Origin of the sequence: Roseovarius autotrophicus (assembly GCF_018069895.1) — a bacterium.
GTDB lineage: Bacteria > Pseudomonadota > Alphaproteobacteria > Rhodobacterales > Rhodobacteraceae > Roseovarius > Roseovarius autotrophicus.
The window spans coordinates 32,719-44,583 of record NZ_JAGQDH010000014.1 but is presented as its reverse complement, the minus strand read 5'-3'; the positions used below and the strand labels follow the sequence as shown (position 1 = coordinate 44,583).

Annotated in this window: 11 protein-coding genes; 1 reads left to right on the top strand and 10 read right to left on the bottom strand. The window is 63.2% G+C overall.

Features of this window, described 5'->3' with window-relative positions:
- Position 1 precedes the first annotated feature (1 nt).
- The 10 genes from KAK09_RS13550 to ccoN all read right to left on the bottom strand — a co-directional run bounded on the left by KAK09_RS13550 (position 2) and on the right by ccoN (position 10,788).
- Positions 2-961: an HlyD family secretion protein gene (locus tag KAK09_RS13550; protein WP_210879475.1), complete on the bottom strand. Its 960-nt coding sequence runs from the start codon at positions 959-961 to the stop codon at positions 2-4.
- A 285-nt stretch (positions 962-1,246) separates the two neighbouring features.
- Positions 1,247-1,405: a cbb3-type cytochrome oxidase assembly protein CcoS gene (gene ccoS / locus KAK09_RS13545; RefSeq protein ID WP_210879474.1), complete on the bottom strand. Its 159-nt coding sequence runs from the start codon at positions 1,403-1,405 to the stop codon at positions 1,247-1,249.
- A 3-nt stretch (positions 1,406-1,408) separates the two neighbouring features.
- Positions 1,409-3,592, bottom strand: coding sequence for a heavy metal translocating P-type ATPase (locus KAK09_RS13540; RefSeq protein ID WP_210879473.1), 2,184 nt, complete (start codon positions 3,590-3,592; stop codon positions 1,409-1,411).
- 3 nt (positions 3,593-3,595) lie between these two features.
- On the bottom strand, positions 3,596-4,054 hold the full coding sequence (locus KAK09_RS13535; protein ID WP_418895533.1) for a FixH family protein: 459 nt from the start codon (positions 4,052-4,054) through the stop codon (positions 3,596-3,598).
- Entirely contained in the window at positions 4,051-5,487 is a 1,437-nt protein-coding gene (ccoG, locus tag KAK09_RS13530; RefSeq protein ID WP_210879471.1) for a cytochrome c oxidase accessory protein CcoG, read from the bottom strand. Before ccoG ends, KAK09_RS13535 begins: the two co-directional genes overlap by 4 nt.
- 176 nt (positions 5,488-5,663) lie before the next feature.
- Positions 5,664-6,998, bottom strand: coding sequence for an alginate export family protein (locus KAK09_RS13525; RefSeq protein ID WP_210879470.1), 1,335 nt, complete (start codon positions 6,996-6,998; stop codon positions 5,664-5,666).
- 368 nt (positions 6,999-7,366) lie between these two features.
- Complete coding sequence (ccoP, locus tag KAK09_RS13520) at positions 7,367-8,233, bottom strand: cytochrome-c oxidase, cbb3-type subunit III (RefSeq protein WP_210879469.1); 867 nt, start codon at positions 8,231-8,233, stop codon at positions 7,367-7,369.
- A 3-nt stretch (positions 8,234-8,236) separates the two neighbouring features.
- Positions 8,237-8,431, bottom strand: a complete 195-nt coding sequence (locus tag KAK09_RS13515) for a CcoQ/FixQ family Cbb3-type cytochrome c oxidase assembly chaperone (RefSeq protein ID WP_210879468.1) — start codon at positions 8,429-8,431, stop codon at positions 8,237-8,239.
- A 12-nt stretch (positions 8,432-8,443) separates the two neighbouring features.
- Positions 8,444-9,169, bottom strand: a complete 726-nt coding sequence (ccoO, locus tag KAK09_RS13510; RefSeq protein WP_210879467.1) for a cytochrome-c oxidase, cbb3-type subunit II — start codon at positions 9,167-9,169, stop codon at positions 8,444-8,446.
- Between the two features lie 14 nt (positions 9,170-9,183).
- Positions 9,184-10,788 (bottom strand): cytochrome-c oxidase, cbb3-type subunit I, encoded by a 1,605-nt coding sequence (gene ccoN / locus KAK09_RS13505; RefSeq protein WP_210879466.1) that lies wholly within the window; start codon positions 10,786-10,788, stop codon positions 9,184-9,186.
- 203 nt (positions 10,789-10,991) lie between these two features.
- Between ccoN and KAK09_RS13500 the strand changes: the two genes are divergently transcribed.
- Entirely contained in the window at positions 10,992-11,831 is an 840-nt protein-coding gene (locus KAK09_RS13500; protein ID WP_210879465.1) for a universal stress protein, read from the top strand.
- Positions 11,832-11,865: the final 34 nt, after the last annotated feature.

Genomic DNA, 11,865 nt, shown 5'->3' with positions numbered 1-11,865 from the left:
GTCACCGCGGGACGAACAGGCGAACCGGCCAGTCTGCATCCGGTTGCCAAAGAATCCAGGCATCGGCCGGCATTCCGGGCTTCAATAGGCCGTCAGGGTTGTCGAGAGCGATGGTCACTCCGAAGACCATACGCACACGCTCTTCCGGCATGTGAATGTCGCGTGGCGTGAAGCGCGCCTGCTGGTCGACCCGCGCCACTCGCCCCTCGAACAGGCGGTTGGGGAAGGCGCTGACACGCACCCGCGCCAGAGAATTCAGACGCACCCTGGCCAGCTCGCCCTCCGGTATGAAAACCCTGAGTTCGATGCGGCTCAGGTCAACGAGGACCGCCACCACCTGTCCGGGCTGGACGACCTCGCCGGCCTCCACCGCCTTGACGAGCACGTTACCGCCGATCGGTGCGGTGATGCGGGTCTTGTCGATCTGGCTGGTGATCAGGTCGAGATCTCGGTGCGCCGCCTCAACTTGTGCTTCGAAGGTGTTGATCTGCGCTTCCAGGGCGGCAATCCGACCGCGCGCTTCCTCGATGGCATTTTCGGCCTGTTCCACCCGTTGCTCCGGCGTCACTTCTCGCGCAAACAGCTCGCGCGCCCGCGCCAAATCGCGCTCGGCTGTTCCCAGGTGATGCCGTGCCGTCTCCAGCTCACGCTCGGCGCGTCCGCGCTGTCGCTCCAGCGCTTCTATCAGAGCCTGCGCCCGCCGATGCCGCAGTTCAAGGTCCGTAACGTCGAGCCTGATCAGAAGATCGCCGCGCGACACCGTCTCACCTTCAACGAGGCGGCTTTCGACGACACGGGCCCCCACCTCGACCGCAACCCGAACCTCGGTGCCCTCAATATGGCCGTTTCCGTATAGCAACCTCTCGGGCAGCGGCTCTGGCCGCAGGTAGAGATAGCCGCCATAGGAACCGCCGGCGATCAGCGCCAACAGAAGCGCGGTCCAAACCCAAGTTTGTCGCATGCAGGCACCTCATTGAGCAAACTGCTAAAAAGGACCATGGACCTCTCCTGAGGATTCATGTGCCCTTTCAACAATCTGCACACAACTTCACAAATGATGGGCCCGTCTCTTCACGTCAAAGAATGACCTGAGGGACGGATTCTTTTCAACCATCATGCAGGAAAACCTGGTTCTACAGTGAGAAGAATCACATAAGCGGCGCGAAATTCGGAGAAGGTTGCCTTTCAGCCCCCCGGAGCCAGGCTTGCGTTCTGCCCCTTCCTGGTACCGAACGTTCTGGCAGCTTCAGGGTTTGGGCCGGTCATCCCAGTCGTCGGACAGGATGCGCCGCGCATCGCCTTCCGGGTCGTCATACTGGTTCGAGCGCACCGTGTAGACAAAGGCCACAAGGCCCACGCCACCGAGGATGAGCGAGATCGGGATGAGATAGGCCAGCACGTTCATGGATCACCTCAGCCTGAGCGCGTTGAGCGATACGGTAATGGAACTGGCCGACATGGCCAGGGCCGCAATCAACGGCGAGCAAAGCCCCGCCACCGCCAACGGCACGGCGACGATGTTGTAGACCGTGGCGATGCGGAAATTCTCGCGGATGCGGCGGGTGGCGGCGCGGGCGGTCTCGCAGGCCGCGCCGATGGGCGACAGATCATTGCCCAGAAGCACGATATCCGAGGCCACGCGCGCGGCATCAAGCGCCGAGGCGGGCGAAATCGAGACATGGGCCGCGGCCAATGCGGCAGTATCGTTAAGCCCGTCGCCCACCATCAGCACATGCGCACCCTGATCCGAGAGCGCCTTGACGCGCGCAGCCTTGTCGGCGGGCAGCGCCTCGGCCAGCCATTGCGCGATCCCCAGCCGCACCGCCAGCGCCTCGACCGCTGGGGTCGTGTCGCCCGACATGAGAATGACCCGCTTGCCCTGTCTGACCAGCGCCTCCACCGCCTCTTCCGCACCGGGGCGCAGCGCATCGGCGAACGTGAGCGCCACCGGCGCGGCCTCTCCCACCCGCAGGAAGGTGGCGGTCTCGGCGCGCGGCGCGGCACCAACCCAGCTTGCCCGGCCAAGGCGCACATCTTGCCCCTCGAAGACCCCCTTGGTACCATAGCCCGGCACTTCGGAGATGTCGGACACCTCCGCCGTCACATAGCCGCCGTCACGCCCGGCGAGGGTGATCGCCTGCGCCAGCGGATGCGCCGATGCCTGCGATAGCGCAAGCGCCAGTTCCATCGCGTCGCGCGGCAGCGTGTCGAGATTGGTCAGGCGCGGCATGCCCGAGGTCAGCGTGCCGGTCTTGTCGAACACGACCGTATCCACCTGCGCCAGCCGCTCCAGCGCGGTCTCGTGCTTGATCAGCATTCCCCGCCGGAAAAGCCGCCCCGAGGCCGCCGTCGTGACCGCAGGCACGGCCAGGCCAAGCGCGCAGGGGCAGGTGATGATGAGCACGGCAGCGGCGATGTTGAGCGCGGTGCGCAGATCCCATGTGTAAAGATACCAGCCGAGAAAGCTGAGCCCCGAAAGGATGTGCACGCCCGGCGCATAGAGCTTGGCCGCGCTGTCGGCCAACGATGTGTAGCGCGAGCGCCCGGATTCCGCGATCGCCACCAGATCGGCCATGCGATGCAGCGAGGTCTCCGCCCCCACGGCGGTGGCGCGGATGGTCAGCGGGCCGGTGAGGTTCACCTCGCCCGCGCTGACCTGTTGCCCCTCACCCGCGAAAACGGGCAGCGTCTCGCCGGTCAGCAGCGAGCGGTCGATTTCCGACGTGCCCGCGACGATCACGCCATCCACGGGCATCCGACCGCCGGGACGCACGAGGATCAGATCGCCAATCGACAGGTCCGCGATCCCCACAACCTCCTCCGCCCGCTCCCGCAGGCGCGTCGCGCGCGGCACTTCGAGCGCGGTCAGCTCTTCGGCGGCGGACCGCGCGATGGCGCGCGTGCGGTGGTCGAGATAGCGCCCCGCGAGCAGAAAGAAGGTGAGCGCGATGGCCGCGTCGAAATAGGCGTGCTCGCCCGAAAGCGATGTCTCCCAGAGCGATGTGATAACGGCCAGCAGGATCGCGAGCGTGATCGGTACATCCATGTTGAGTCGCCCCTGCCGCAGCGCGGCACAGGCGTTGCGAAAGAACGGCACGCCGGAAAAGGCGATGGCAGGAAGGGTTATGGCAGCGGAAATCCAGTGAAACAGGTCGCGCGTCGCGGCCTCGGCCCCGGACCAGACCGAAACCGACAACAACATGACATTCATGCTGGCAAAGCCCGCCACGGCAAGCCGCATCAGCAGGTCGCGCCCGGCCTTGTCGGTCGCCGTGGCGCTGAGTGTGCCTGCGTCCAGTTCATGCGCCTCGTATCCCAGCCCCTCGACCAGCGCGCGCATCTCCTCTGCCGTCACGTCCGGCGCGGCGTCGATGCTGGCGCGCTTGAGCGTGAGGTTGACGCGGGCCGAACGCACCTGCTCATGGGCATTGAGCGCGGCCTCGATCTTCGAGATGCAGGCCGCGCAATGGATCGTCGGCAGCGATAGTGCGATTCGCGCGTCCGGCAGCGCGCGCGCCGCCAGCGCCTCGGCCGCGGGGGCGGCGGCGCAGGCGGGGCAGGCAGACGGCGTGGCGCGCAGCGTCGCGGTCATGGCCTACTCCGTCACCAGAACGACGCGCTGCTGAAACGCGGTGCCGTCCTCGGCACGGGCCTCCATACGGATATTCCAGTTGCCGGGCCCCAGATCGACCGGCGCGACATAGCCCCGCCCGTCAAAGCGGAACTCGGGGCGCTGGTCCTCGGCCACATGTGTGGCGCGGCCAAGCGTGGCATCAAGGGCTGCCACGCGCACCGGCTGCCCCTCGGCATCGGTAATGGCCAGCCGCAGCACGCCACCGCCATGGGTGGCACGCACCTCCCAGCCAAGCGCCTCCTGCGCGGCCTTGCGTTCGTTGAATTCCTGGCTGGCGACATAGGAATTCTTCACCTCAAGCCCCGGAAAGGTGCTGACCGCCGAATATGCCAGAAAGAGGTTCACCGCGATGATGACGCCAAAGGCCCCCACGAAGATGAACAGCACATGCCGCCCGGTAAGTTTCCGCTCTGCCATCATTCGCCCCTTCCGTTAAAGACGGTATCCTTGTAAGAGCGCGCCCCGCTCTCGCGATCCTCCAGCCAGATGCGCACCTCGCTGCGCGCGTCCCGCGCCGGGGCCGATCCCGGCGGCGCGACAAGATAAAGCCGTTGCAGGCGCATCTCGTCGGCGGGCACGCTGACCACATTGCCCTCCAGACCTTCAAGCGACAGGACAATCGCCGGGTCGCCCTTGACGCTCAACACGAACTCCCGCTCGTCATGCTGCATGTTGCGGATGCGCACCTCATAGGTGTTGCGGATCGTTCCATCCGAAAGTGTAACATAGATCGGATTGCGCACCGGCGCGACCGTGATATCGAGATCGGAACGGATGAAGAGCGCAAAGACAAGGCCGATCCCGACCGCCGACCATAGAACGGTATAGAGAATCGTGCGCGGACGCAGGACATGCTGCCAGACAGGCTTGGGCGTCTTGCCCTCCCGCTCGCGCTGCTCATCGGTAAGCGCCATATAGTCGATCAGGCCGCGCGGCTTGCCCAGCTTGGCCATCACATCATCGCAGGCGTCGATGCAGAGCGCGCAGGTGATGCACTCCATCTGCTGCCCGTCACGGATATCGATGCCCATGGGACAGACATTGACGCAGGCCATGCAATCGACGCAATCTCCCATCTCCGCCCCGGCCTTGACCTCGGCCGAGTTCTTGCGCGGCTCACCCCGCCAGCCGCGATACCCGACGGTGAGCGTGTCCTCATCCATCATCGCTGCCTGAATCCGCGGCCAGGGACAGGCATAGATGCAGATCTGTTCCCGCGCAAAGCCGCCGAAGAAGAAGGTCGTGCCGGTCAGCACACCGATAGTGGTATAGGCGATGGGGTGAGCATTGAGAGTGAACAGATCAACGAGAAGCGTCGGCGCATCAGTGAAATAGAACACCCAGGCCCCGCCCGTGGCCACCGCGATCAAAGCCCAGGTGATCCACTTGGTGAGCCTGAGCCGCAGCTTGCGGACATCCCATTTCTTTTGTCGGTGCAGCCGCAGCCGCGCGTTGCGATCGCCCTCGATCCAGCGTTCCACGAGGATGAATAGGTCGGTCCACACGGTCTGTGGGCAGGCATAGCCGCACCAGACCCGGCCGAGCGCCGAGGTGAACAGAAACAGGCCCAGCCCCGCCATGACCAGAAGCCCGGCCACGAAATAAAATTCGTGCGGCCATATCTCGATCCAGAAGAAAAAGAACCGCCTGTTCGCCAGATCGAGCAGCACCGCCTGATCCGGCAGGCTTTCGCCCCGGTCCCAGCGAATCCAGGGGGTGACATAATAAATGCCGAGGGTGATCGCCATGAGCACCCATTTCAGATTTCGGAACGGCCCCGAGACGCGTCGCGGAAAGATCGGTTCCTGCGCGGCATAGAGGGATTGCGGGGCGTTCGGTTGCGAATCGGACAAATCGGAACTCCGGGCTACTCGGGTCATGGAGCGCGTTCTTGCAGGATGCCACGGCACCGGCTTTGACCTGAATCAAATCTGAATCTTGAACCGATCTATTTGCCCGCCCAAACCGCGCCCGAAATGACAAGGGCGGCCCACGATGGGCCGCCCCGACACCGCAAATCGCGGCGCGATCAGAAGTTGACGATGGCGAAAGCCTGCAACAGGTAGATGTTGTCGTTGTCGCCGAAAGCCTGCTTTGCTGCCGATCCGGGAAAGGCCACACCGGCCACGGCGCCCACGCTCAGATTGTCGTTCACCTCCCAATCCACATAGAAGTTGATCTCGTCGGCAAAGTCCGTGCTGGTCACCGGAATGCCGAAGTAATTCTTCTTGTCCAGATCGAAGTGATAGTAGATCGCGCCGATGCCGATGCTTTCGCTGACGCTTCCGGAGAGATGAACCATGTGGGTGCGCTGGTTCGAGTTGAACAGCAGGTATTCGCCCACGATCTCGCCCTGGAACCAGGTGCCCCAGCCATCAAAGCCGTAGAAAAGCGGGTCGAAGGCCTTGATGTCGGCGCTGCCGTCCTGACCGCTGAATTTCGAATAGCGATAGCTCAGCGTCGGCGTGAAGGGCAGCCCGGCAAAGCTGTAGCTGATCTGCCCGTAATAGCCATGGGCGTCGAAATCATTGCCGCCCTTGCCGCCGAACTGCTTGGTATATTCACCGCTGAGCGAAAGCCCCTCGACCGCCGGGATCGGCACGTCAAGCGCCCGCAAGCTGACCATTTCCATGCCACGACGTGCGAAATTCACTTCGTCGGAATCGTTGATCTCGGCGTAGAGGATACCGAACTGGCCATAATCGGTCGTGAATTCGAGATCGACCCCGCCTACTTCGGCCCGGTCGTTGTCGCTGTCGCCCTTGACGTAGAAACCGGTAAAGCCGACCTGCTCGTTGCCCAGCCTGACGATCCCGGTGTTGCGAAACGCCGTGCGCGGCGCAAGCCAGAAGGCATTGTCCGAGAAGGCGTCGAAGTTACCGTCATAGAACAGCCAGCCATTGCCGATCTGCAGATCCTGCCGACCGCCCGAGACATCGAGCACAAGCGGGTTGTCGCCCTGCGTGAGGTTGAACCGCAGGCCCAGATACGCCGCTTCGATATCGGCGTCGGTATCGTCGCCGGCGGTAAAGCCACCCGCATCGCCATCCCCGAGAGTGCCGGTCAGGACGCCGGACAGCTCGCCGTAAAGCTCGGCCACGCCGCCTGCGTCGTAGCTGAAGCTGAGGCTTGGCTTGACATAGGCCTCGTAGTTGCTGGTATCCCCGGTGTTTTCCCCGTTGCTCAGGTCGATCCGGCCCAGACCGAAATTCGGGTTGTCCACGAAGAACGCCGCCGATCCGATCTCGACATCAAGCGACACGGTCAGCCCGCCACTGGAATAGATTTCCGCGGCCGGGGCGGGCATCGCCAAACCACCGGCAAGCCCGAGCGCAAGGAGCGTATGGGTTGTGCGTTTCGTCATTTTCATTGTCATTGTCATTGTCCCGTCCGTCGGCTGACATGGGGCGGCATCGGTTCAGACGCCCAAGGGTCCGCCAGAATGCTTCATCATTAGGAACGCGGGATGAAAACCCGCCTTCTGAAAAGAAGGCCGGGAGAGTCGCTCGATTTCAAGCTGTAGTTGCGCGTCCCCGGCAAAGGCGCCGACGATGTTGCAAAAATGTGTCTGGGGCACTGTTGTGCGGCAGAGCCGGAAACACGATGCCTCAGGTTGTCACGGACGGGCCGTCATGGCAAAACGGCACCGACCCTCCCTGGAAACGCGCGAACAGGACGGAAGGGCCGGTGCTTCACCCCGGGTCTTGCGACCCGGGGATTTCGTCGGCGGGACTATTCGCCACCGCCAAGCTGGTGGACATAGACCGCGACGGCGCGCACCTCGGCCTCGCTCAGGCGATCCGCCCAGGAGGGCATGACGCCAAAGCGGCTGTAGCGCACGGTCTCGGTGATGGTCTCGTAGCTGCCACCGTAAAGCCAGATCGCATCGGCAAGGTTGGGCGCGCCCTGCGTCACGTCCCCCTCGCCCGCCTCGCCATGACAGGCGGCGCAGTTGTCGAGGTAGATCTCCTCGCCCGCGGCAACGGCGCTGGCATCCTTCGGTTCGCCCGAAAGCGCCATGACGTAATTCACCACCTGATCGATCTCGCGATTGTCGAGCATGTCACCAAAGGCGGGCATCTGCGACCAGCGCGCATCGGGATCGGTCTCGTTGCGGATCCCGTGGGCGATGGTGGTATGGATATCCTCCAGCGAGCCGCCCCAGAGCCAGTCATTGTCCAGAAGGTTGGGATAACCCCCCGCCTGCACGCCCGCCGCACCCGAGCCGTGACACTGCGCGCACCAGGTGCGGAACACCGCGCCGCCAGCCGCGACCGCATAGTTGTTCAGCTCGGCATCGCCGGGCACATCGTTGAGGTCGGCGGCCACAAGGCGCGCGTTGATCCCGGCATTGGCCTCACGCGCCGCCTCGATCTCGGCGGCGACATTGGCGCGCGTGGACCACCCCTTGTAGCCCGCTGTCGCCTGGTTGATCAGCGGCCAGGCGGGATAGGCGATCACATACCACAGCCCCCAGGCGATGGTGGCGTAGAACACCCAGACCCACCAGCGCGGCAAGGGATTGTTGTATTCCTCGATCCCATCCCAGGAATGGCCGGTCGTCTCGACCTGCTTCTTGTTGTCGGCTTTCTTGGCCATGTCTCACGCCTCCTCTGGGCGGCGGGCGCTCTCGGGCGCCGGTTTGTCTTCGTGCCGGAAGGGGATGTTCGCGGGGTTCTCATAGGCCTTGCTTGCGCCGGGTCGGAACACGAAGATCACGACCCCGACGAAGAAGACAAAGAGAACCAGAAGCATCCAGCTATCGGCGAATTCGCGCAAAAGCGAGTAGGTTTCCATTGCGTTCCCTCCTCAGCGGCTGGCCACGGGGGTGAAGGTCGAGAAATCGACCAGCGTGCCCAGCATCTGCATGTAGGCGATCAGGGCGTCGGTCTCGGAAATGCCCGGCTGCCCGTCAAAGTTACGCACCTGCGCCTTGGGATAGCGGGCAAGCAGCCCGTCGCTATCGGCGTCCGGGTCCGCCTGCGCCCGGAAATCGGCCACTGCGTTCTCGATCATCTCGTCGCTATAGGGCACGCCAACCAGACGGTGCGTCTTCATGAGATCGCCGATATACTTGCCATCCAGCAGGCGCTTTTCAAGATAGCCGTATTTCGGCATGACCGATTCCGGAACCACCGATTGCGGGTCGCGCAGGTGCTGCACATGCCAGTCATCCGAATAGCGGCCACCGACACGGGCGAGGTCCGGCCCTGTCCGCTTGGATCCCCACTGGAACGGGTGGTCGTATTTCGACTCCGCCGCCAGTGAATAGTGGCCATAACGCTCGACCTCATCGCGCATCGGGCGGATCATCTGACTGTGACAGACGTAACAGCCCTCGCGGATGTAGATGTCACGCCCGGCCAACTCCAGCGGGGAGTAGGGGCGCATGCCCTCTACATCCTCGATGGTGTTTTCCAGCCAGAACAGAGGCGCGATCTGCACGATGCCGCCGATGGTGACCACGAGGAAGGCAAAGATTGCCAGAAGCGTGACGTTCTTTTCGAGAACGGCGTGTTTGTCGAGAAATGCCATCTCTCCGGCCCTCCTTATTCAGCCGGGACCGTGCCGTTCGTGGCCTCAACGGCCGGCGAACGTTTCACAGTCATCCAGAGGTTGTAGCACATGATGATGGCCCCAGCGAGGAACAGCACCCCGCCCAGCGCCCGCACCACATACATCGGGAACTTTGCGGCCACCGTGTCGGCGAAGGAGTTCACGAGGAAGCCGTTGGCATCAACCTCGCGCCACATCAGCCCTTCCATGACCCCCGTCACCCACATCGAGGCGGCGTAGAGCACAATACCGATGGTGGCGAGCCAGAAGTGCCAGCTCACAAGGCTCAGACTATAGAGCCGCTCGCGGTTCCACAGCTTCGGCACGAGGAAGTAGAGCGCGCCGAAGGTGATCATCCCGTTCCAGCCCAGAGCCCCGGAATGCACATGCCCGATGGTCCAGTCGGTGTAATGCGACAGCGAGTTGACCGCGCGGATCGACATCATCGGCCCTTCGAAGGTGGACATGCCGTAAAAGCCGATCGAGATCACCATCATGCGGATCACCGGATCGGTGCGCAGCTTGTCCCAGGCGCCCGAGAGCGTCATCAAACCGTTGATCATGCCACCCCAGGACGGCATCCACAGAATGATCGAGAACACCATGCCAAGGGTCGAGGCCCAGTCAGGCAGCGCGGTATAGTGCAGGTGGTGCGGACCGGCCCAGATATAAAGGAAGATCAGCGCCCAGAAGTGGATGATCGACAGCTTGTAGGAATAAACCGGGCGTTCGGCCTGTTTCGGCACGAAGTAATACATCATGCCCAGGAACCCGGCGGTGAGGAAAAAGCCCACGGCGTTGTGGCCATACCACCATTGCACCATGGCATCCTGCACGCCCGAGAAGACCTGCACCGATTTCGAACCGAAGATCGAGACCGGTATGCTCAGGTTGTTCACCACATGCAGCATCGCCACGGTAATGATGAAGGACAGGAAGAACCAGTTGGCCACATAGATATGCGGCTCGCGGCGCTTGACGATGGTGCCGAGGAACACCGCCAGATAGGCCAGCCAGACCACGGTCAGCCACAGGTCGATATACCATTCCGGCTCGGCATATTCCTTGGACTGCGTGCCGCCAAGGATATAGCTTGTCGCCGCCAGCACGATAAAGAGGTTGTAGCCCCAGAACACGAACCAGCCGAGGTTGCCGCCCCAGAGCCGCGCCGCGCTCGTGCGCTGCACCACGTAGAACGAGGTCGCGATCAGCGCGTTGCCGCCAAAGGCGAAGATCACCGCCGAGGTGTGCAGCGGACGCAAACGCCCGAAATTCATGTAGCCCTGCGCCCAGTCGAAATTGAGCGCCGGAAAGGCAAGCTGAAAGGCGATATAGGTGCCCGCAAGGAAACCGACCACGCCCCAGAACGCGGTCGCGATAACCCCGGCGCGGATCACGCCATCCATGTATTCACCGGAAAGATCGACCTTGACCTTCGGCTCGTCGGTGCGCCGCAGCACCCACAGAAACAGCCCGCCGGCCACTGCCGCCACGATCAGCGCATCGACCAGATAGGCCAGATCGCGCGCGTAATTGGCCGCGACCAACGCGAAAAGCGTGATCAGACCAAGCACGATCAGCTTGATATAATTCATCATGTTGCGTCCCTTCGTCCTCACCGGCCCGAGTCGGTCTGACCCGCGCAGGCACATTTGATTGCGCCCGTAATGATAGGAACAGAATCAAGTAACCTTGATCTGCATCAAAACCCCCGCGCGCGGGGCTTGATCCGCGTCAAGGCGCCTTGGAATGAACCGGCCCTATGCTAGGTTTCAGGTTAACACCAATCGGGAAAAGCGACATGACATATAACAGCCTCTTCACGGTCCTGTCCGACGTGGCGCTCGTCGACGAGACCCTCTCTCATGCCATTGCCGCCGCCGAAGCGTTCGACGCCCATCTCGACGTGCTCTGCCTCGGTGTGGATCGCAGCCAGACCGGCTATTACTACGCCGGCGCCAGCGCGATCGTGCTTCAGGAAACCATCGCGCGCGCGCAGGAAGAATCCGAGGAAGTCGAGACCCTCGCGCGCCAGCGCCTCGAGGGCACGACGATTCGTTGGGCTGTCGATGCCGGGGTCAGCCAACTGGCCGATCTGGGGCGGCACGTCTCCACGCGGGCGCGATTCTCGGACCTGGTCATCCTGGCGCAACCCTATGGCGAGGGCCGTGGGGCCGAACTCGAACCGGTGACCGAATCGGCGCTTTTCGAGGGACGCACCCCTGTTCTGATCGCCCCTGCCGGGGCCAGACCCGCGCCACGCCCGCGCCGCATCCTGCTGGGATGGAACGAAAGCAGCGAGGCACTCGGCGCCACCCGCGCCGCCCTTCCGCTGCTGCGGGCCGCGGAAAGCGTGCATGTGGTGGTGATCGACCCGCCCACCCATGGACCCAACCGCTCGGATCCCGGCGGGCTCTTGTCACAATACCTGGCCCGCCACGGGGTGAAAGCCGAGATCGACGTGCTGTCGAAAACGCTGCCGCGCGTGTCGGACGTGCTCTTGCGTCATGTCGCCGACATGGATGCAGATATGGTGGTGATGGGGGCCTATGGCCATTCGCGCTTCCGCGAGGCAATCTTTGGCGGGGCGACGCGCTACATGCTGGAACAGGCGACAGTGCCTGTCTTCATGGCGCATTGACGTCGATAGGGTAACGTGCGGTTTGGGGGCCAGC